This window comes from Rhodoferax fermentans, from assembly GCF_002017865.1.
GTDB lineage: Bacteria > Pseudomonadota > Gammaproteobacteria > Burkholderiales > Burkholderiaceae_C > Rhodoferax > Rhodoferax fermentans.
This window is the reverse complement of record NZ_MTJN01000002.1, coordinates 4,427,546-4,447,702: the sequence shown is the minus strand read 5'-3', so window position 1 is coordinate 4,447,702 and position 20,157 is coordinate 4,427,546. Positions and strand designations below refer to the sequence as shown.

General features: G+C 54.6%; 22 protein-coding genes and 4 pseudogenes. 19 read left to right on the top strand and 7 right to left on the bottom strand.

Annotated elements, in window-relative coordinates:
• The 8 genes from RF819_RS20790 to RF819_RS20770 all read left to right on the top strand — a co-directional run.
• A partial coding sequence (locus tag RF819_RS20790) for a signal peptidase II (protein WP_211276189.1) occupies nucleotides 1–262 on the top strand: 262 nt, incomplete at its 5' end.
• The gene (locus RF819_RS20785; protein WP_078365542.1) at nucleotides 259–675 is read left to right on the top strand and encodes a disulfide bond formation protein B; all 417 of its coding nucleotides are present in this window, start codon (nucleotides 259–261) and stop codon (nucleotides 673–675) included. The genes RF819_RS20790 and RF819_RS20785, both read left to right, overlap by 4 nt.
• A complete protein-coding gene (locus tag RF819_RS21950; RefSeq protein WP_342351598.1) occupies nucleotides 672–1,103 on the top strand; it encodes a DsbA family protein in 432 nt (143 codons plus the stop codon). Before RF819_RS20785 ends, RF819_RS21950 begins: the two co-directional genes overlap by 4 nt.
• A complete protein-coding gene (locus RF819_RS21945) occupies nucleotides 1,001–1,327 on the top strand; it encodes a DsbA family protein (RefSeq protein WP_280522504.1) in 327 nt (108 codons plus the stop codon). The genes RF819_RS21950 and RF819_RS21945 overlap by 103 nt, the downstream gene beginning before the upstream one ends.
• A 396-nt stretch (nucleotides 1,328–1,723) precedes the next feature.
• On the top strand, nucleotides 1,724–2,233 hold the full coding sequence (locus tag RF819_RS21470; protein ID WP_169906416.1) for a L,D-transpeptidase family protein: 510 nt from the start codon (nucleotides 1,724–1,726) through the stop codon (nucleotides 2,231–2,233).
• Nucleotides 2,131–2,418, top strand: coding sequence for a L,D-transpeptidase family protein (locus RF819_RS22065; RefSeq protein ID WP_158081321.1), 288 nt, complete (start codon nucleotides 2,131–2,133; stop codon nucleotides 2,416–2,418). The genes RF819_RS21470 and RF819_RS22065 overlap by 103 nt, the downstream gene beginning before the upstream one ends.
• Nucleotides 2,373–2,636: a hypothetical protein gene (locus tag RF819_RS21185; protein ID WP_143541786.1), complete on the top strand. Its 264-nt coding sequence runs from the start codon at nucleotides 2,373–2,375 to the stop codon at nucleotides 2,634–2,636. The genes RF819_RS22065 and RF819_RS21185 overlap by 46 nt, the downstream gene beginning before the upstream one ends.
• 56 nt (nucleotides 2,637–2,692) lie before the next feature.
• Nucleotides 2,693–3,142: a copper chaperone PCu(A)C gene (locus tag RF819_RS20770; protein ID WP_078366955.1), complete on the top strand. Its 450-nt coding sequence runs from the start codon at nucleotides 2,693–2,695 to the stop codon at nucleotides 3,140–3,142.
• Here the strand turns inward: RF819_RS20770 and cadR are convergent, their stop codons facing one another.
• Nucleotides 3,143–3,622, bottom strand: a complete 480-nt coding sequence (cadR, locus tag RF819_RS20765) for a Cd(II)/Pb(II)-responsive transcriptional regulator (RefSeq protein WP_078366956.1) — start codon at nucleotides 3,620–3,622, stop codon at nucleotides 3,143–3,145.
• 209 nt (nucleotides 3,623–3,831) lie between these two features.
• Here cadR and RF819_RS20760 point away from each other — a divergent pair.
• The 7 genes and pseudogenes from RF819_RS20760 (at nucleotide 3,832) to RF819_RS20735 (ending at nucleotide 9,311) form a co-directional block, all read left to right on the top strand.
• Nucleotides 3,832–5,948: pseudogene (locus RF819_RS20760) on the top strand (heavy metal translocating P-type ATPase).
• 50 nt (nucleotides 5,949–5,998) lie between these two features.
• Nucleotides 5,999–6,172, top strand: a complete 174-nt coding sequence (locus RF819_RS21985; protein WP_242473017.1) for a hypothetical protein — start codon at nucleotides 5,999–6,001, stop codon at nucleotides 6,170–6,172.
• Nucleotides 6,169–6,300, top strand: coding sequence for a double zinc ribbon domain-containing protein (locus RF819_RS21980; protein WP_242473005.1), 132 nt, complete (start codon nucleotides 6,169–6,171; stop codon nucleotides 6,298–6,300). Before RF819_RS21985 ends, RF819_RS21980 begins: the two co-directional genes overlap by 4 nt.
• A 46-nt stretch (nucleotides 6,301–6,346) precedes the next feature.
• Nucleotides 6,347–7,225 (top strand): tetratricopeptide repeat protein, encoded by an 879-nt coding sequence (locus tag RF819_RS20750; RefSeq protein WP_078365547.1) that lies wholly within the window; start codon nucleotides 6,347–6,349, stop codon nucleotides 7,223–7,225.
• Between the two features lie 149 nt (nucleotides 7,226–7,374).
• On the top strand, nucleotides 7,375–7,680 hold the full coding sequence (locus RF819_RS20745) for a thioredoxin domain-containing protein (protein WP_158081284.1): 306 nt from the start codon (nucleotides 7,375–7,377) through the stop codon (nucleotides 7,678–7,680).
• Entirely contained in the window at nucleotides 7,677–7,973 is a 297-nt protein-coding gene (locus RF819_RS20740; RefSeq protein ID WP_078365549.1) for a TFIIB-type zinc ribbon-containing protein, read from the top strand. Before RF819_RS20745 ends, RF819_RS20740 begins: the two co-directional genes overlap by 4 nt.
• A gap of 6 nt (nucleotides 7,974–7,979) precedes the next feature.
• Nucleotides 7,980–9,311, top strand: coding sequence for a M23 family metallopeptidase (locus RF819_RS20735; RefSeq protein WP_078365550.1), 1,332 nt, complete (start codon nucleotides 7,980–7,982; stop codon nucleotides 9,309–9,311).
• 192 nt (nucleotides 9,312–9,503) lie between these two features.
• On the opposite strand, the gene RF819_RS20730 is transcribed toward RF819_RS20735, so the two are convergent.
• Nucleotides 9,504–9,836, bottom strand: a complete 333-nt coding sequence (locus RF819_RS20730) for a YnfA family protein (RefSeq protein ID WP_078365551.1) — start codon at nucleotides 9,834–9,836, stop codon at nucleotides 9,504–9,506.
• 135 nt (nucleotides 9,837–9,971) lie between these two features.
• Here RF819_RS20730 and RF819_RS20725 point away from each other — a divergent pair.
• From RF819_RS20725 to RF819_RS21975, 3 genes and pseudogenes are all read left to right on the top strand, one after another.
• Nucleotides 9,972–10,535 (top strand): annotated as a pseudogene (locus RF819_RS20725) (arsenic resistance protein); the annotation flags it as partial.
• A 43-nt stretch (nucleotides 10,536–10,578) separates the two neighbouring features.
• Nucleotides 10,579–10,653: pseudogene (locus RF819_RS21840) on the top strand (arsenate reductase); the annotation flags it as partial.
• 247 nt (nucleotides 10,654–10,900) lie between these two features.
• Complete coding sequence (locus tag RF819_RS21975) at nucleotides 10,901–11,032, top strand: class I SAM-dependent methyltransferase (protein WP_338109565.1); 132 nt, start codon at nucleotides 10,901–10,903, stop codon at nucleotides 11,030–11,032.
• Nucleotides 11,033–11,202: 170 nt separating this feature from the next.
• On the opposite strand, the gene RF819_RS20715 is transcribed toward RF819_RS21975, so the two are convergent.
• Nucleotides 11,203–12,243, bottom strand: a complete 1,041-nt coding sequence (locus RF819_RS20715) for a DMT family transporter (RefSeq protein ID WP_078365552.1) — start codon at nucleotides 12,241–12,243, stop codon at nucleotides 11,203–11,205.
• A gap of 156 nt (nucleotides 12,244–12,399) precedes the next feature.
• Between RF819_RS20715 and RF819_RS20710 the strand changes: the two genes are divergently transcribed.
• Complete coding sequence (locus RF819_RS20710; RefSeq protein ID WP_078365553.1) at nucleotides 12,400–15,363, top strand: Tn3 family transposase; 2,964 nt, start codon at nucleotides 12,400–12,402, stop codon at nucleotides 15,361–15,363.
• A 56-nt stretch (nucleotides 15,364–15,419) separates the two neighbouring features.
• Here the strand turns inward: RF819_RS20710 and RF819_RS20705 are convergent.
• From RF819_RS20705 to RF819_RS20690, 4 genes and pseudogenes are all read right to left on the bottom strand, one after another.
• A pseudogene (locus tag RF819_RS20705) lies at nucleotides 15,420–15,680 on the bottom strand (histidine phosphatase family protein); the annotation flags it as partial.
• A gap of 80 nt (nucleotides 15,681–15,760) precedes the next feature.
• Nucleotides 15,761–18,208 carry a sensor domain-containing protein gene (locus RF819_RS20700; protein WP_078366682.1) on the bottom strand — a complete coding sequence of 816 codons (2,448 nt, stop codon included), beginning with the start codon at nucleotides 18,206–18,208 and terminating at the stop codon, nucleotides 15,761–15,763.
• The gene (locus RF819_RS20695) at nucleotides 18,205–19,509 is read right to left on the bottom strand and encodes an HD-GYP domain-containing protein (RefSeq protein ID WP_078366681.1); all 1,305 of its coding nucleotides are present in this window, start codon (nucleotides 19,507–19,509) and stop codon (nucleotides 18,205–18,207) included. Before RF819_RS20695 ends, RF819_RS20700 begins: the two co-directional genes overlap by 4 nt.
• Nucleotides 19,510–19,595: 86 nt before the next feature.
• Complete coding sequence (locus RF819_RS20690; protein ID WP_158081319.1) at nucleotides 19,596–20,153, bottom strand: DUF4136 domain-containing protein; 558 nt, start codon at nucleotides 20,151–20,153, stop codon at nucleotides 19,596–19,598.
• Between the last annotated feature and the right edge of the window lie 4 nt (nucleotides 20,154–20,157).

Sequence of the window (20,157 nt, the reverse complement as noted above, 5' to 3'; positions counted from 1 at the left end):
CTGGTCTGCATGTACAAAAACATGGAACCAGTTGAGCGTTGGTTGGGTGGCTTGGTTGGCTGGCGGCGCAAGCAATCTGATTGATCGAATCCAAGCTGGTGCAGTAGTGGACTTCCTCGATGTCCATTGGCGTGAATGGCATTGGCCAGCGTTCAACTTAGCTGACAGCTACATTGTCTGTGCCGTATGTGTATGGATCTTGCTCTACAGGAACAGCTCACCTGCGCATTCAACGTCAACAAAAGCCGACGCTAAAGTATGAAGCGCAATTGGAACTTGCTTGTTTTCGCTTGGCTGATTGCAGCCACTGCAACGGCCAGCGCTCTGTTCATTGGCGAGGTCATGGGAATGGCACCGTGTGTGCTGTGTTGGTACCAACGAATTTTCATGTTCCCCTTAGCTGTCGTGCTGGGCCTTGCCTGCTACAGCAACGATCGACGCGGAGCAATTTACGGGCTGGCTCTGGCGTTGGGTGGGGTCATGGTGGCTGGATACCACACCCTATTGATTGCCGGTTTTGTATCAAAGGCCTGGATTCCCTGCGGTTTAGGCGTGTCTTGTACTGAACAAAAGCTGGAAATCCTCAATGGATTGCAGATTCCCTGGCTTTCGCTGACCGCCTTTCTCACCGTCACCTTATTGCTTTTTCTATACATCAAGAGGACTTCAAAATGAATTCAAAAAAAATGACTGTCGCAGTTCTGCTAGGCATTGTGGTTGCGGTATTTTTATTGGGAATGAATTTCTATCAAAAACGTGTCCAAAATTCCCAGACGGAAAAGGTCAGTAAGGCCGAAAACCGAATGGTTCGTTTCCATTCCCCATCATTGGGGCCAAGTGACGCACCAGTGACTATCGTTGAGTTCTTTGATCCAGCATGTGAAACCTGTCGGGACTTCTATCCAATTGTCAAAAATTTGATGAAGCAGTACCCCAAGGATGTTCGCTTGGTTCTCAGATATGCCCCATTCCATGCTGGCTCAGACAAAGTTGTAAGTTGTTGGAGGCATCCAAGAGACAGGATAAATATTGGCAAACGCTTGAGACAATTCTGGCTGCACAGCCGTCGTGGGCCAGTCATGGCTCGCCCAACCTTGATGTAGCCTATCAAGCTGCTGCCCAGACAGGTCTGGATATAAAGAAAGCGTTGGATGATGCGCAAGCAGCAGAAGTCGAGGCTGTGTTGAAACAAGACGTTGAGGACTTGACTGCGCTGGAAGTGAAAAAGACCCCAACATTTTTTGTCAACGGCCGAGGACTACCCAGCTTCGGTCCCGATCAACTTGCCTCTTTGGTCGCTGAAGAAGTCGCCAAAAACAAGAAATGACTAACCAGTCTTGCAATTCGGATTGCCAACGACAACCACTGCAATCAACCGGCCATGTCGTTTAAACAAGCAAAAAATTGTCTCTGGGCAACTGTATTGGCGATTTTCTTGGGTGTTCCGCTGATTTTTTCGATCAGTGCAACTCAGGACCAATCCCAAGTCCAAGCTTAAGTTGAAGGAAAAGGCACGTACAACAAGCCGTGTTGACGGTGAGGCTGAGGCACGGCTAATTGAAGTCTATCGAATGATCGGCGCGGCAAACAGTCGGGATGCCTTACGCAAAGCGGAGAAGTTGGTTGAAGACTATCCAAATTTCAGCTGGCACAACTTGTGTACGGCGACTTACTTGCAGCCCGTTCGAGGCCGCTTCAGACTATCGGAGACGTCCCTTCTGATATGGCGAAGATTGGAGCGCAGAATTTGATGAATCTGCGTGCGGAATCACAACTACGTCTTGCTGCGATCAAACAAATTCCGCCACCAGATGCTATACCGTCCCAATTCGTTTCACTTTCCAGCCGCAACAAACACGCCCATCGCAGTGGACACAGAAAGGCCCGTCTTTATCTTTTTGAAAATACAACGACAGGGACGCGTCTTCTTGCCAACTACTATATTTCAGTCGGAAAAGCCGGGGTTGGAAAAACAGTGGAGGGCGACCGGCGAACACCGCTGGGTGTCTACTTCATCACCAGTAACCTTGACCCCAAGACCCTGAAGGACTTGTATGGATCAGGCGCATTGCCCGTCAATTACCCCAACGTTCTAGATCAGCGGCGTGGGAAAACTGGCGGTGCATATGGTTGCACGGCACACCTTCGAGTCAATTTACCAGGGCCCCGCAGGCTACAGACGGTTGTGTGGCTGTTGCCAATCCTGATCTGGAAAGAATCCTCAGGACAGTAGAGGTTCGGACAACACCAGTGCTTATTGAGAAAAATCTGAACTGGGTTCGCCCTGACAAATTGGCGAGTCAAAGGCAGCAATTTCAGAGACTCTGCAGACTTGGGCCAATGCCAAAAGAAACGGTCGTGAAAGCGAACTTTTGCAGTTCTATGCCAATGACTTCAGCGCAGAAGGCAAGGATTTAACGTCATTCAGCATGAGTCTGCGTGCAGAACTAAAAAAGTTGGGCAACAAGCCAGCGAGCCTCAAAGACATCTCCCTGATTCTATGGTCGGACGAAGCAGAAACCATGGTTGCGACCTTTGGTGAAGTCCTGGACGGCGAAAAGGTAGGGCGCACCGTCCGTCAATATTGGCAGCACCGCCCTGGCGGCTGGAAGATCATCTTTGAAGGATTGGTTTGATGACAACGTAGTCTTGGAACACCAGGCAAATTTAACTCCACTTAGAAAGTATGTATATGAAAAATCACCAAATCCCCCTTGCACTTTTAGCCGCGTGTTTAACCATGGCAACATCAGTCAGTCACGCTGAAGTTGTCGTCACCGGAGCGTGGGTTCGGGCTACAGTACCCAATCAACAGGCGACAGGAGCCTTCATGCAACTGTTATCAAAGACGGACACGACGCTGGTCTCTGCGCGTTCCGACATTGCTGGTGTTGTGGAAGTCCATGAGATGAAAATGGAAAACGATGTCATGCGGATGCGCGCAGTTGACGGGCTAAAGCTGCCTGCAAATCAGCCAGTGGAACTCAAGTCGGGCGGATACCACTTAATGATGATGGACCTCAAGAAACAGCTGAAGGCCGGCAGAGAAGCGCAAATAACATTGACTTTCAAAAATGCCAATGGCGAAAGTGAAACTACCTATGTTCATGCACCTGTGGCATTAACAAAGCCAAAACGATGATCAATCCAGGGGTTTGCGAGTCCTCACACCTGGATGTGCACCCTGCACATGACCCGACATATCAACCGAAGAAGTCGTTTGTTTTTGCGCCATGACGTTGAGTTCATTGAGAATTCCACAGTGCTCAGCATCCTGCGCGCTACGGCACGTCTCACGAAGCCCCTTGAGCTGCGTTTCCAATTGCCGCAGTTCTTTGACCCGAAGCGCAACGTGTCCTATGTGTTCGTCCAAAAGCGCGTTGACTTCGCCGCAATTTCCAGTGGGTGCGTCCCTGAAACGGAGCAAGACACGGATTTCATCCAAGGTCATGTCCAGGCTGCGGCAGTGGCGGATGAACGACAGGCGCTGTCCATGTGATTCGTCATAGACGCGGTAGTTTCCTTCAGATCGCTTGGTGTGCGGCAACAAACCCTCGCGCTCGTAGTGCCGAATAGTCTCCACTTGTACACCCGTCAGATTGGCTAGTTCACCGATTTTCATGTCCGCAATCATAACTGCTTGACTCTTTAGTGGCTACAGGGTTTCTAATTGCCGCTCAACTAGGAATTGACAATGATCACGACACCTCCAAAACCATCATCAACGCCGACATGCGGATGTAGCAGTGCATGTGCAACCTCAATTTCTGATTCGTCTCAGGCATTGCCGCAAAGTAAAAAGCAGGCGTTCCTGTTTTTCGAATCCCAACCATGGATTGCTCCTCTGAGGAGGGGGAAATTCGCCATGCAGTGGCCAATATTCCCGGTGTGCGCAGCCTTCAATTCCAACTTGCAGTTCGGACGCTTTCGATTGATGCCGAGGCTGAATCATTGCCACTCGTTTTGGCTGCGATTCGCAAAGCTGGATTCAAGCCTACGCCACTAAGCAGCAATGCGTCTGAGAAGGATTCAGATGGCCACGACCACGGACACGAGGGACATGATCATGACCATAACAATGCCAGCTTTCCAAGCGGAATTCAAAAATATGTGCTGGCCCTAGCGCTGGCAGTAGGTGCAGAGTCCATTGCATTCTTTGCTCCAGATACACGCATTTTCCAAGGACTGGGAATGGTGCTTTCTGTGGGTGCAATTGCACTTGCTGGTTTCTCCACTTACGTCAAGGGCTTGGCCGCCCTGCGCAATTTTCGACTCAATATCAACGCGTTGATGACCGTCGCGGTCACCGGTGCATTTGTGATCGGTCAGTGGCCAGAGGCTGCCATGGTTATGGCACTCTATGCCATCGCTGAGTTGATTGAAGCGCGTGCAGTGGACAGGGCCAGAGGTGCCATCAAGAGCCTGCTGGATCTGACCCCTGAGACTGCGGAGATTCGTCAGTCCGATGGATCGTGGCAAATGTTTCCGGTGGGTAGTGTTGTGCTGGATGCCGTTGTGCGCATCAAACCTGGCGCACGCATTCCTGTTGACGGGGTTATTGCCATTGGCAGCACATCCGTAGATCAAGCGTCTGTGACGGGTGAGAGCATTCCAGTGGACAAGGCTCCAGGTGATGCTGTATTCGCCGGGACGATCAATGCCACAGCCACTATTGAAGTGCGCGTAACCGCCTTACCCAGTAACTCAGTGCTTTCCCGCATCATCCACGCAGTAGAACAGGCGCAAGGTTCACGAGCACCCACACAGCAGTTTGTTGACAAATTTGCCGCCATCTACACACCCGCTGTGTTCGTCCTGGCTCTGGGGGTCGCTTTACTTACACCCTGGCTCATGGATTGGACCTGGACTCAAGCAGTCTACAAAGCGTTGGTTCTGCTGGTGATTGCATGCCCGTGTGCTTTGGTGATTTCTACGCCAGTCACGGTGGTCAGTGGTCTGGCTGCCGCTGCCAGACGCGGCATTTTGATTAAAGGTGGTGTTCACCTCGAAGGCGCCCGAAAAATCAAGGCACTTGCGCTGGACAAGACGGGAACAATCACCGAGGGCAAGCCTGTTTTGGTGGATTCCGAGTTTGTTAAATCAGAAGTACCTGAGTGGCAGGTTTTACGTTGGGCAGGCGATCTTTCAGCGCATTCTGATCACCCGGTATCTAAAGCCATCGCGAAAAGTCTCAACCATGGAAATAGTGTTCTCCAAGACTTCAAGGTGGTTGCAGGAAGGGGGTAGAAGCCCTTGTTGATGGGCAATTATTGATACTCGGCAATCACCGCTTGATGGAAGATCGAAAACTATGTAGCAGCAGCATCGAAGCACGATTGGCGGAACATGAAGCGCTGGGGCGCACGGTCACCATGCTGGCATCGCAAACCCAGGTGCTGGCCATTTTTGCAGTAGCCGACACCATTAAAGAAACGTCACGAGAAGCTTTGGCCCAATTGCACGCACTGGGTGTCACTTCCGTCATGTTAACGGGTGACAACGAGGCAACCGCAAAGACCATTGCCAAGCAGGCTGGCATTGATGATGCGCGTGGAAACTTGCTGCCAGAAGACAAACTGACTGCTATCGAAGAGCTTCAAAAACGATACGGTTTGACTGCAATGACCGGCGACGGTATCAACGATGCGCCTGCATTGGCGCGTTCAGACATTGGTTTTGCCATGGGTGTTGCGGGCACGGATACGGCCATGGAGGCCGCCGATGTTGTCATCATGAATGATGACTTGCGGCGTATCCCAGAAACCATTGTGTTATCGCGCAAAACGCAAGCCATTCTTTGGCAAAACATTACTCTGGCTCTTGGTATCAAGGCAGTTTTTCTGATGCTGGCATTGTTCAATGGCGCATCGATGTGGATGGCGGTGTTTGCGGATATGGGGGCAAGTTTATTGGTCGTTGGTAACGGCCTGCGTTTACTGAAGAAGTAACTCAAGGCGGCAAAAAGTTTTTAAATGAAAGAGTGAAATCATGAGCATTTTTGACAATCTATTTGGACGTCACGGCGGTGGACATGGTGGTGGACATGGTGGTCACCATGATGATCACCATGGGGGCCACTATCGAGGCCCGACCGGTGGAGGTTACGGACCATCAAGTCCGTCCGGACCGGCAAATCCAGTTGGCGCGAGTTGCCCTGGCTGCAATGCATTGAACCCGATAGCGGCAAGATTCTGCGTTCAATGCGGCGGATCAATGCAACCAGCGCGATGCACTCAATGTGGGACGACGCTTGCTGCCGCTGCCAAGTTCTGTGGTCAATGCGGTAAACAATCCGTTTGAAACGCGAATTAAAACTGACCTGGAAGACTTTTAACAAGGAACTTAAATGCTGTCGATTTTCAAAATTTACACAAAGCTGGTCATTGTGGTATCGATCATGTTTGCGGGCCTGGCTATGGCGCAAACAGGTCCCAGTATGAGTGAAATTTATGCGAAGGCACAGGCAGGGAAACTGGATGAAGCGCAAGTAATGGTGCAGCAGGTGTTGATCTCTCATCCCAGCAGCGCCAAAGCCTTCTTTGTCCAAGCAGAACTGTACTCTCGTCAAGGCCAGCTTGACCGCGCTCGGGAATCATTGGCAACCGCTGAAAAATATGCGCCTGGACTCCCATTTATAAAACCTGAAGCATTGCGGACACTGCGCGCGCAGCTTGCTGCCAAACCACCATTGAAATCTACATCCAGCTTGCCCACAAACTTCAAGGCACAACAAACACAGACACCTGCAGCTTGGCTCATGCCTCTGCTTCTCACCGGTGGTGTGATTGCTGCTGCTTTTTTCTTTTTCCGCAGGCGCAAGGTCAACACTTGCACTCAACAATCTGCACTCATCCAACAAAGTGGATTAAGCGGACCACAGATGTTCGGTTCAGGCGGTGGTGTCATGCAACCCGCATATCCGCAGCCCGGATACCAACCCGGCTACCCACAACCGCATTCTGAACCCGGTTTGGGAAGTCGAATTGCAGGCGGAGTTGCTACAGGGCTGGCAGTGGGTGCTGGGGTTATGGCAGCTCAAGCAATCGGTCGTAACCTCATGGGTGATCAAAGTCGTTCGTCCGTTCAATCTGACTCGTTAAGCGATAACAAGTTTGAACCAATACCCACAAACTCAGATATGGGTGGGACGAACTTCGGAATGAACGACACCACTTGGGATGATGGCGGTGCAGGAATCGGAAGTGGTGGCGAGTGGGAAAACTGATATTGACAAGAAAGTCGTAAAAAGTTGGATTTACCCGTACTCCGATTTCCCTCCAAGATTTAACACAATTGCATCAATGTCAATTCGATATCGGCAGTCTTGTCTTATCAACATAAAAATCGATGCAAATGCATCTTTATCAAAGAACTTTGAATAATGAAAAAATCGCTGATCGGTCAAATTTGCCAAAACAAAAACAATCCCCATCGTTAGGACTGGACTACAAGGATAAAGAAGCCGACGGCCTGAAGTTGCTAGCAAGTTACGGATATTCCTATGACATGACAATCTCCGACAAAGACGGACGCACCGGTATTGACTTTGGGGTGTATGGTGTACCCGAGAGCCTTTTAATCCACAAAGGAGGGATTATTCGATACAAGAAAATTGGACCAATCACTAATGAAGCACTGCGCGACGAAATAATCCCTTTAATAGGAGAATTGCAAAAATGAAATGTCCTCAATGTACGGAAACCACGCTAGTCATGACTGAGCGCCAGGGTATCGAGATTGACTACTGTCCATCATGCCGAGGGGTGTGGCTGGACCGTGGTGAACTTGACAAGCTGATTGAGCGCAGCGCTCAGGCCATGCCAACTCAGCCCCCCCTATCAGCTCAACCAGTTCAGTCGCACTACGAGCCAACGACTCGCCGACCGGACTTTGTGGACTCGGACTATAAACACAATTCTGGCCACGGCGGTTATCGCAAACGCAAGTCGTGGTTAAGTGAGTTGTTTGACTAAATTGTCATGAGACGATTTTTCAGTCCACTTTCCTCTGCATTGAATGACAACCCGCATCATCGTCGCCTGACGATAGGGCTGGTAGTATTGTTATTGGCATCAGGAGTCACGGCTTACAGCATTGCACCGCTGTCACCTGCTGACTCAACATTGCCCGTTCGACAGCTAATCGAAGCTGTAACCCCCACCGCAACAACTGCACCAATTGACCAAGAAGCAGTTGTACCGATGGTGCTTTACCGCAGCGAATTCACTCGTACTTCAGATTCAGCTAACACCCTGTTGCAGCGATTGGGGGTCAGCGATAACGCGGCAACAAAATTTCTGGTCAACGATAAGGCATCGCGTACGCTGCTGGCAGGCACCCCAGGGAAATTTGTCTCGATTGAGGCAGACGGTCAGCAGCGACTGCTGCGATTGAAAGCCCTCTGGCCAAATGCGGATGGAGTTCAATTTTCTCGTCTGGTGGTCGAGCGGGGTGCCAATGGATACACCTCCCGGGTGGAAATGGAGCAACTACAAAGCTCGGTGCGACTCGCCAGCGCTACTGTACGCAATTCGTTGAACGCTGCAGCGGCGCAAGCCAAGCTGCCCGGTACCATTGCTACGCAACTAGTCAGTGTTTATTCAAGAGTGGCCGACTTTCGAGATGTATTGAGGGCCGGTGATAGCTTTCGCGTCGTCTATGAGATCCTAGAGGCTGATGGCGAAGTGTTGCGCGTTGGCAAGTTGTTGGGAGCTGAATTTGTCAAAAAGGATAGGCGATACCAAGTTATGTGGTTCGAGCAGGCCGGTCAAAAAGGCGGTTTTTATACACTGGACGGGCAAAGCATTGATCGCAAGGCAATGAAGCTACCACTGGATGCATCTGTAAGTAGTGATTACGGGATGCGAATCCACCCTGTCTTTGGTAAACCCAAGACTCATGAGGGGATTGACTTTGCTGTAGCTTCGGGCACGCCGATACGCAGTGCAGCCGATGGCATTGTGTCATTTGCTGGCTGGCAAAAGGGCTACGGAAAATTTGTACTTGTGAAACACCGCGACCAAAAGGCCACGGCTTACGCTCACTTGAGCCGCATTCAAGTCCGAAAGGGCCAGCGCGTGGTCTTGGGTGAGTTGCTGGGGTCAGTGGGGCAAACCGGCACAGCCACTGGACCGAACCTGCACTTTGAATATTTAGTGAAAGACCGCCCGCAAGACCCAGACAACATTGCGCGCCAACCGGCTGATATATCGATATCTTCAACGAATAGCAGCGAATTCAAACGCATGGCGTTGGCCATGCGTCGGCACCTTGAGGTGGCCCCGCTTGTGGCAATGACTACTGTTGAATAAGGGGATGACTAAGTGGGTTATGACTCAGCGCTACCAGCAAATCGACTTATGCAACGTGAATAGCAAACCATTTGAGTACGACGACATCGGTGGGCTCGATACGTTTGCTGTGCTACGCCAGCGCATGAACGGGCACAAACACTCATCGGCACATGCAGCAACTACTCATCTCGGTTGAAATGGAGCTCGCTGTTAGGAGTTGGCGGGTTGCAAAACAATAACGGCCATTCCCACCAACGCAATGCCAGCTCCAGCAATGTCCCATCGAGTCAGCCTCACACCGTCTACCAGGTAGAGCCACACCAGGGCCACCGCAATGTAAACCCCCCCGTAAGCGGCATACGTTCTTCCAGCCGCACTGGGATGGAGCGTCAACAGCCAGGCGAATAGTCCCAGCGATAACGCTGCAGGAGCCAGCAGCCACGCGGTTTTGTCCTGTTTGAGAACCAGCCATGGCAGGTAGCACCCCACGATTTCAGCAAGAGCGGCGGCCACGAAGAGCAAAACGATTTTTGCGAGATCCACGATGTTTCTACCGGAAGTGAGGGGGGATCATATTGGCATACTGCTGGAACACCCAAACGGATGGCCCTGTGCATCGTGGTGGGTATTGCGCTGGGCCAGTGGCTACCCGATGTGTTCCAGGCCATTGGCCGACTGGAGGTGGCGCTCAACGACAGCATCATGGTTGTTGCCTTTGCCCCGTTGGTGGCGTTTTTGCAGGGCCTGTCCAGCATCACCATGCCGTGGGACACGCTGCTGATCTCGGTGGCGCTGTACATCGTGATCCCGGTGATCCTGGCGCAGCTATTGCGCAAGTCTCTGCTGCAAAAAGGTCAGGCCGCTTTTGATGCCACCATGGAAAAGATCGACCCCTGGTCTATCACCGCACTGCTGGCTACTCTGGTGCTTTTGTTTGCGTTTCAAGGTGAGGCCATCCTCAAACAACCGCTGGTGTTTGCACTATTGGCGGTACCGATTTTGGTTCAAGTGGCTTTCAACTCGGGCCTGGCCTATTTTTTGAACCGCGCAGTGGGCGAAAAACACGCCATTGCCTGCCCGTCGGCGCTAATCGGTGCCAGCAACTTTTTCGAACTGGCTGTTGCGGCGGCCATCAGCCTGTTTGGCTTCAACTCCGGCGCCGCCCTGGCCACGGTGGTGGGGGTGTTGATCGAGGTGCCAGTGATGCTGCTGGTGGTCAACATCGTGAACCGCTCCAAGGGGGGTACGAGCAAGGTGCAGTTACCAACGACGCAGGAGCAAAAATATGACCAACATTACGATCTATCACAACCCCGCTTGCGGCACCTCCCGCAACACCCTGGCCCTGATGCAACGGTCCAAAGTGTCAGGGTGCTCAAGGAGACGCAGGAAGAGCCCCTCGGCTAATTTTTACATTTTCGGGGGTTGGGCAAAAATAGCCATGTTGCGTTTGTCGGTCGGCCTGGAAGATGCCGACGATTTGATCGCTGATCTGGAGCAGGCCCTGGGTTAGGCGATTCGAGCAGGGTCTGCTTTGAGTCCTGCCGATTCATGCATGGTATGACAGCCCCCGTGGGGGCTGGATCGGCGGCACTGAATATCGCCTGTTGTCGAGAGAACTGGCTCTTCCATCGAAGGGCCGGATACTCGATGTTGGATGCGGAACCTGTTGGTTTACCAGGCAGTTGGCAAGTCTTCCGGGCCAACACGTAACCGGTATTGATCTCAACGCGGAGTGAAGTGTCGCTGTAGCTCCAAAACCAGGTCAAGGCGGTCCGGGTCGGCTTTGATGGTATGCAGCAGCAGGGCTGCTTTCACCATGTCTGTGGTTTGCCGGTCAAGCATGCCGTCCTCCTATTCGTGTTGATCCGATGATTCCCAATCTCGCCTGGGGCACGCCTGATTGCAATCAGTGTCCATGCCGATGGTGAATGTCCGGGAAGTGCCCATGGCTGTGGCGGATGACAACATGCTTGTGGGGGTGTACATGGGCACCTTCACCATTCCAATCAGAATCGTGGGTGTGTTGATGGTGCGCGTCATGGTTATGCGGGTGCACATGCTCCAGCGGTTCATGGTCATGCTCGTGTTCATGGGTCTCCGTCAGGTGCAGCCAAACCCCTAGACCCATGAGCGCTGCCGCCACCCAAAACGCCAGCCCGGTGGATTCCCCAAACACCAGCAATGCAATGGCGGCTCCGATGAATGGTGCGGTCGAAAAATACGCGCCTGTGCGTGCCGTCCCCAGACCTCGCAATGCCAGGACGAACATCACCAAGCTGAACCCGTAGCCCAGCAGGCCTACAGCCATCGTCGCGGTGACGGTTGCCATGCTTGGTAGTTGCGCTCCCAGCGCTACGGCCAATGTACTGTTGACCAGTCCCGCCACAATGCCCTTGCTACCGGCAATAAACAATGCATCCGATGCTGAAACCTTGCGGGTCAGGTTGTTGTCAATTGCCCAGCACAGGCATGCCACGCCCACCAGAACGGGACCCACCCAGTCCGCTGAGCTGGTACTTTGGCTAGGCCAAGACAGCACCACACCCCCGGCCACGATGGCCACCATACCCAACACAATGCGCTTGTCGGCGTTCTCCTTGAACACCAGCCAGGCAATGGCGGCAGTCAATACAGCTTCCAGGTTCAGCAGCAGTGAGGCACTCGATCCGCTGGTACTTGTCAATCCAAACATCAGGGCAAGGGGACCCAAGACACCACCAAATAGGATGGCCCCCAGCAACCAGGGCCATTCCGCCCGGGGCAATCCAGATGCGTGCCAACCGCGATCCCGTACCAAGCGGATCAGGGTCAGGCCCACACCACTACCCAGGTAGAGTAGACCGGCGAGCAGAACTGGGGACATGTCACCGACTAGCAGCTTGGCAAACGGTGTGCTCGCGCCAAATAAGGCAGCGGCAGACAGTGCAAAGAGGACATTACGGTTCATGTGCTGATTGTCCAGCACATATTTGGCTAAAGTTCGGCAATTCAAATGACTAAAGTTCGGTATGAAATTCGTTATGACGGCATTTACGAACTGCCGCAGGAGCCGCAGCTCAGCCGCAGCGCCCCCACGTAACAGGCCAATCAGATATCAAGTCCGATGAGCAGCATCAACGAAACGGCCTACCCCCAACTGAGTTCGGAGATTGTCGAGAAAGAGCTGCTCGCTTTTTTTACGCCGACGCAGCAGGAACTTGGCTTCATTGCTGACGCATACCGCAGGACCACGACCCAGGCATTGATCGCCATCCAGCTCAAGGTGCTGCAGCGACTGGGCTATTTCATCACGCTCGTCAATGTCCCCAGGAACATCATTGAGCATGTCTGCAAGCACCTGCGCATCCCGGCGTTCCAGTCTCATTTATTGCGGAACTACGATTCGTCTGGCAGTAAGTCGATCCACCAGCGCCTGCTGCGGGAATATGTTGGGGTTCGTACTTTGGGTTCTGAGGGGCAGGCCTGGCTGGATGAGCAAGCATCCAAGGCAGCCAAGACCAAACAGGAGTTGCCAGACATCATCAATGTGCTTCTGGAGGAATTGCTCCATCACCGTTACGAATTGCCCGGCTTCGTGACATTGTCGCGCGCTGCAAACCGAGCCAGAACCAAGGTAAACGATGACATACACCGCCAAATCACGTCCACGCTGAATGACCAGCAACGTGGGCAAATTGATCGTCTGTTCATGACGCAAGCAGGGCGCAGCCAATGGGAACAGCTCAAACGCGAGCCCAAGCAACCAAATGTTCGAGAGGTTGTGAGCTTTCTGACGCATATTGAAGCCGTCCGCAAATTGGCCGACAGTCTGCCCAAGCCCGAGGATATCCCGGTCTCCAAGAGAACACAGTTCGTGCTCGAAGCCAGGGCCCTGAATGTGCGCGAGATGATGGCACTCAAGCCAATAAAGCGCTATGCACTGGCCGTCTTGCTCATTCACGCTCAGCTGCAAAAAGCCGTTGATGACATCGCGGATATCTTTATTCGATCCGTACGCAATATGCACAACGTTTCGCGGGAGCGTCTGAAAGAGTATCAGCTGGAACATGTCGCACAAGGGGAGTTGTTGATTGCACAGTTTCGCGACATGCTGACGGTCTTTGACGATGAAGCAGATGAGCCTGAATGCATTCAAAAAATGCGCACCGTGCTGGGCGATGATCCGGTCAAATGGATTGAGCGCTGCGATGAGCACATTGCTTTTGCTGGCAACAATTACTACCCCTTCATGCTCCAGCCATACCGCAGCAAACGGGCCTTGCTGTTCCAGTGCCTGGATGCGATGAAACTGAAGTCTTCGTCGACGGACGATAGTCTGTTAAGGGCCATCGCATGGGTTGCGCAATTTCGCTCCAGTCACAAGGAACACATACCTGCAAGCGTCGGGGCAGATTCAGTCAACCTTGATTGGCTGGTTGACAAGAAGTGGCGAACCTTAATTGAGGGCAAAGGTGCCCAACTCGGTCTGATGCATCGCAAGTATCTTGAGCTGTGCATATTTTCCCATGTGATGGAGGAACTGAAATCTGGTGACTTATATGTCCAAAACAGTGACCAGTTCGACGACTACCGGGAACACCTGGTGAGCTGGACGCAGTTCGAGGCGGAGGTGGCTGATTACGCAAGCATGGTTGGGCTACCGGTCGAGGGCGATGCACTTGTGACACAGCTCAAACAGCAGATGCTCGATGTCTCACAACGAGTGGATGATCGTTTCCCAGACAATGACCATGTTGCAATCACAGAGGCGGGCCTGCTTATTCGACGCACCGAAAGAGCGCCACCCCCAGAAGGCTTGCCCGAGATCGACCACGCCATCACGAATTCGATGGCCACCGCCAGCATCTTGGATGTCCTGACCGAGACAGAACGCTGGCTGGACTTACATAAACTTTTCGGGCCACTCTCTGGTTTCGAGGGCAAGGTGGATGATCCACGCAAGCGTTTTCTAACCACCTTGTTTTGCTATGGCTGCAACCTCGGGCCGACGCAGACGGCTCTATCTGTGAAGGGCCTTTCCAGAAAACAGGTTGCCTGGCTAAACCTGCACCACGTCACAGAAGAGCGGCTGGATAAGGCCATCTTCAAGGTGGTCAATGCCTACAACCGCTTTTCTCTGCCTCAGTATTGGGGAACAGGCAAAAGCGCATCGGCGGACGGCACCAAATGGAATGTTTATGAGCAAAACCTCATGTCCGAATACCATTTGCGCTATGGCGGCTACGGTGGGATTGGCTATTACCACGTGTCTGACATGTACATTGCGCTGTTTGGCAACTTCATCCCTTGTGGGGTATATGAGGCTGTCTACATTCTTGATGGTCTGGTCAAGAATGAGTCAGATATCCAGCCGGACATTTTGCACGGTGATACTCAGGCGCAGAGTGCGCCCGTGTTTGGGCTATCGCATTTGCTTGGCATAAAACTCATGCCCCGCATTCGCAACATCAAAGAATTGGTTTTCTTCAAGGCAGAGCCGACGATCCAATACCAGCACATTCAAAGCTTGTTTCGTGGCAACATCGACTGGGATTTGATCGCAGTTCACTACCGGGATATGTTGCGGGTGGCGGTGTCAATCAAGCTGGGCAAAATCACGCCGTCCATGATCCTGCGTAGATTGGGAACCTTCAGTCGGAAAAATAAGCTGTATTTCGCTTTCCGAGAACTTGGCCGGGCCATCCGTACAGTTTTCCTGCTCAATTACATCAACGACTTGGAGTTGCGACGCTCAATACACGCGGCAACCAATAAGAGCGAAGAGTTCAATCACTTCCTGAAATGGTTGTTCTTCGGTGGAGAAGGGGTGATTGCTGAAAACCTGAGACACGAGCAGCGCAAAGTCATCAAATACAGCCAGTTGGTGGCCAACATGGTCATTCTTCACAACGTGCAATGGATGTCGCGCAAACTCAAGGAGCTGCAGGCAGACGGCTACGAGGTGGGTGAGCCGATTCTCAAATCATTGTCACCATACCGCACAACGCATATCAACCGCTTTGGTGACTACACATTGGATTTGTCCAGGCCGATAGAACCTATCGACTACAAGATCAAATTCTCTTGAAAAACAATGGGTTAAGCCCATTTCTGCGAAATTTTCAGGAATCACGGCCGACCCTCAAACCCGCGCTCGCGCAGGCCGGTGTGCGGCGTGGGTGGGCAGCCCGTTACCCCGGCAATGGCCTGGGCTGTTTGCCAAGCGCGCAACAGGTCGCTGGCGTAGAGGGCGTCGACCTCTTCGTCACCGAGCGCTTGCGCCACCTGTGCCGCTTGCCACTGGCCCACGTCGTTGAGGCCAATGTCCAGCTGGCCCTGAATGCGCTTGTCCACGTTCCAAGCGGTTTCACCGTGGCGTATTGCAATGATGCGGGTGACTTGCATGGGGGCAGTGTGGATGGACAAATGCTATAAAAAGTGCAGCTATTTGGGCTTTTTGTGCAAGGGCTATGGCCCTGTTTGGCTTATGAAATTGTAAGTCTCTGGAGGTCCAGCGGCATGCTGGCTGTGTCCGGCAAACGGGTGATGAAACGTTCAAATGCCGGTGCGCTCAGGCCTGGTGTGCACAGGAAGCCCTGGAACGACTCACAGCCCAGGCTGGCCAGGTAGTCGCGCTGGGCTTCGGTCTCGACCCCTTCGGCAACCACTTTCAATTTGAGCCCGCGCGCCATGCCGATGGTGGCGCTGACAATGGCGCGGTCTCCCTCGTCGTCGGGCAGGCCGGTGACAAAGGAGCGGTCGATTTTGAGTTTGGAGATCGGAAAACGCTTCAGATACGCCAGGCTGGAGTAACCGGTGCCAAAGTCATCAATCGACAGCGCCACGCCCAGATCGGCCAGGGCGTGCAGCCGGCCCAGGGTCTCGTTGGCATCGCGGATCAGGATCGACTCGGTGAGTTCAAGCTCGAGCAGCTGCGGCGCCAGCCCGGCGGCGCGAATCACCGCCGCCACCGTCTCGACAAAATCGGCCTGGTGGAACTGCAGTGCCGACACATTGACCGACACCGTGACCGGTGTGCCCCGGTTTTGCCATTGGCTGGCCTGGCGCACCGCCTCTTCCAGCACCCAGGTGCCCAGGGTGGTGATGAAGCCCGATTCTTCGGCCAGCGGGATGAACATGCTGGGTGGCACTTCACCGAGTTCGTCGTCGGTCCAGCGGATCAGTGCCTCGGCGCCCTGCAGGCTGCCGTTGGCCAGTGAAATCTGCGGTTGGTAATGCAGCCGGAACAGGCCTTTGTCCATGGCTTGGCGCATGGCGTGGTCCATTTTCAGGTGCGACAGCAGGTTGACATTCATCTGCGGTTGGTAAAACCGGAAGCTGCCTCGGCCGCGCGACTTGACCAGGTACATCGCGGTGTCGGCGCATTTGATCAGGGTGTCGAGTGTTTTGCCGTCTTCCGGGTACAGCGCCACACCGATGCTGCAACCTACCGAAAACGACATGTCGTCGATCTGGAAGGCGTCCACCATCGCCTCCAGGATGCGCTGCGCCAGCACCTCGGCACCCCGGGCGTCGAGTTCCTGCAGGAAGATCACAAACTCGTCTCCCCCCAGGCGACACAGGGTATCGGTCTCTCGCAGGCAGCTTTTGAGCCGCTGCGCCACATCCACCAGCACCCGGTCACCAAAGGTGTGGCCCATCGAGTCGTTGATGTTTTTGAAGCGGTCCAGGTCGATGAAAAACACACCACATTCGCAGCCATTGCGCTCGGCCACGCGCAGCGCATACCCGGCCCGCTGCGACAGCAGCAGGCGGTTGGGCAGGCCGGTCAGGGTGTCGTGGTAGGCCAGTTGTTCGATGCGTTTCTGGGCCGCGTGTTCTTCGGTCAGGTCACGGAAAAAGCAGATGGTGTGTGACACCCGGCCGCGGTCGTCTCGCAGCAGCACCCAGGAGACATGGGCTGCGCAGGTTGACAGGTCGGCCTTGCGAACACAGAGCTGGCCGCGCCAGAGCCCGTGCTCGAGCAGCTTGCTGTGGATCTCGGCAAACACCTCAGCGTGTTGCGGGTCAAAAAAGAAGTCGCTCGGGTTGGCCCCTTGCAGCTTGTCCTGGGCATACTGAGTCAGGGTCTCGCAGGCCGGGTTGACGGCCAGAATACCCAGCTCAGGGTTGGTGATGAAGATCGCCTCCAGGCTGGATTCAAACACCTTGGCCGCCAGTTTGAGCTGGGATTCGGTCTGCAGGCTCTGGGTGATGTCCCGAAACGAAAACACCCGCCCGGTGGCTTGGCCACGGCTGTACTGCGACTGGGTGACCCGCTCGAGCACACGGCCATTGTTGAGCACCAGGATGTCGGAGGCTTCCAGCAAGGGGTTGTCATTGATCTCTTGCAGGCGCTGCTGGTAGTGTTCTGGATCGCTGACCTGGCTGGCCAGATGGGCGTACAGCGCCTTGTCGTCGCGGTGCAGCAGCATCGCCTCGGGCACCGACCACAGTTTGGCAAAGTGGCGGTTGTAGTTGCGGATCACACCGTCGAGGTCACTGACCAGGATGCCATCGGCGGTGGACTCCAGCGTGGCACGCAACTCGGCCACACGTTTTTCCAGCTCGTTTTCGGTGTGTCGCTGTTGGCGCAGGTCGCGCAGGCCCACCAGATAGACCGAGCGGTCAGCTTCCGGCCAGACCAGGCTGACACGCCGCTCCACCGCCACCGCCAGCCCGTCAGAGCCACGCAACAGGGTTTCTGAATGGATGCTGTCGACCAGCCCCTGGGCCACGTCTTCCCAGAAAAACTGGTCTTCGGGGGAGGCGGCCAGTTCGATGACGGGTTTGCCCAGCATCTGGTCCCGGCTCAGGCCCAGCAAGTCACAGCCAGCCTGGTTCACCGCCAGAATACGCAAATCCACCGGATCTACCAGCCAGACCGATTCCAGCAGCCCTTCGATCAGGGGCTTCCAGGAGATGCGTTTCATGCTGCTGTTCCTTCCAATGCGGGGTCCACGGCGCGCTCAAAAAAGTAGCAAATGCGTTGGCGCGGTGACAGGTAATCCAAGGCAGCACGTGGCAGGCTGCTGGGTTTGAGACTGCGTTTGATGCCCAGTTCAGGCCTGCTTTCCAGGTCCAGCAACAGGGCTTCGTGTTTGGGCACTTGTGGGTCAAACACAAAAATTCGTGGTTTGAGGGGCCGGGCCGAGTTGACCGAGACCACGGTGGCAAAACGCTCGTCACTGAGCTGCACCACCGAGCCCGGCGGGTACACCCCCATCATGCGGATGAAGGTACGCAGCACGGTGGTATCAAAGCGCGTCCGGTACTGGGCAAAAATCAACGCCAGCGCCTCATGCGGGGTGATGGCTGCGACGGGGCGGCTCGGGTTGCACAAGCCCTCATAACGGTTGACCAACGCCAAAATCTTGGCCAGCTGCGACATCGATTCGCCTTGGATGCGTTTGGGAAACCCGCTGCCGTCGGCCATCTCGTGGTGCTGCGCGATGGCAACCAGGGCGGCGGGTGGCAGCTCCAGCCGTTTGCCCAGGATGACCCCATGGGCCACGTGTTCCTGGTAAGCCTTGTGCTCGTGAGCCGAGAAACTGTCTTCCAGCCAGCGCACCCTGTCCGGCAATTCGGACTTGCCAATGTCATGGAAGAACGCGGCCAACCCGAGGTCGCTCAGCTCTGAGCGGCTCAAGCCCAATTGTTTACCCAGCAGCAAGGAGATCACGCTGACGTTGACCGGGTGCAGGGCCAGTTTGTCGCCCATGCTGTCCGACAGCAGGCGGATGGCAGACTCGCCCGCCGTCAGCAGGTCCGTCACAAACCCGTCGACCATCTGCCGACACTGCGCCATCACTTCTTGGGGTTTGGCGTGAACTTGTTCCAGCGCCTGTTTGTACTGGCGCACGGTCTGGCCAAAGCGGCGTTCGCAGGCGATCTGGTCACGTTCCTGGGCCGCGAGTTGCTCGCGCCGTCGCTGTTCATCAAGCTGTTGCTGGGTTCGTCCCTGCGCCGCCTGGTGTTGTGCTTCTGGGCTGAGGGTGACGGGGCTGAGGGTGATGGGGGCATGCGCATCCGCTTGGCCAGGTCGATCACTCTTGGCGGGGTTGATTCGGACCTGCTGCAAGCCGAGTCCACGGATGGTGTCGATCTGCTTTTGCGAGGTGATTTTGAATTGACCGGTGGGAAACGGGTGTGCCAGCCAGCCGAGTTCAAGTTCGACGAACATGCCGGGCATCAAATGCGCGACATCAATGGTTTCAGACAGGATTTCTTCCATGAACGACAGACTCTTTAATGTGGGCCTGATCATACAAACGAAACACCGCCCCAAGGGGGCTGGTAGGCCGCTGCCGAGTCAGAGTTTCAACGGGCGATCTCGATGTTGACGCGACGCACGCCCGTGGGCGGTTCGGGAAAGCCCTGCAGTGCGGCGTCCAGCATGGCGGGCAACACCGCGTCGCTGTCAGACCAGGGGCCATCGTGGGTGGCGTGGGACTCGAACACCACGGTTTGGGTGGCACGGTTGCGTATGACCAGACCCACCTCGCGCCAGTAACTGGTGCGCACGTCCAGCCCCGGAAACAGGGCGCCACGGCCCACCGACACACCGCCGTTACCGACCATCCAGCCCAGGTTCCAACCCAGCGCCGGGCGATCCAGCACGTCCTGCTGGGCGCGCTGGCTGGCCGATACCTGCACGCTGTAGCCAGCCGCCTGATCGTCGCGGCTCAGCCCCACTTTGGCCAGCGCCTCTTCGGCCATGGCTTCAAGCTGGTCCTGCGCGGTGGCCTTGTTTTGTTGTGAGGGCAGGCGCTCGAAGGTATAACGGCTGCCCTCTGGAACGCGTGCGGGCGCAAAGCTGGTGACCTGGCTGTCCACCACCCGCATGCCGCTGCAGCCAGTCAGCAAGAGAACTATCAAAAAT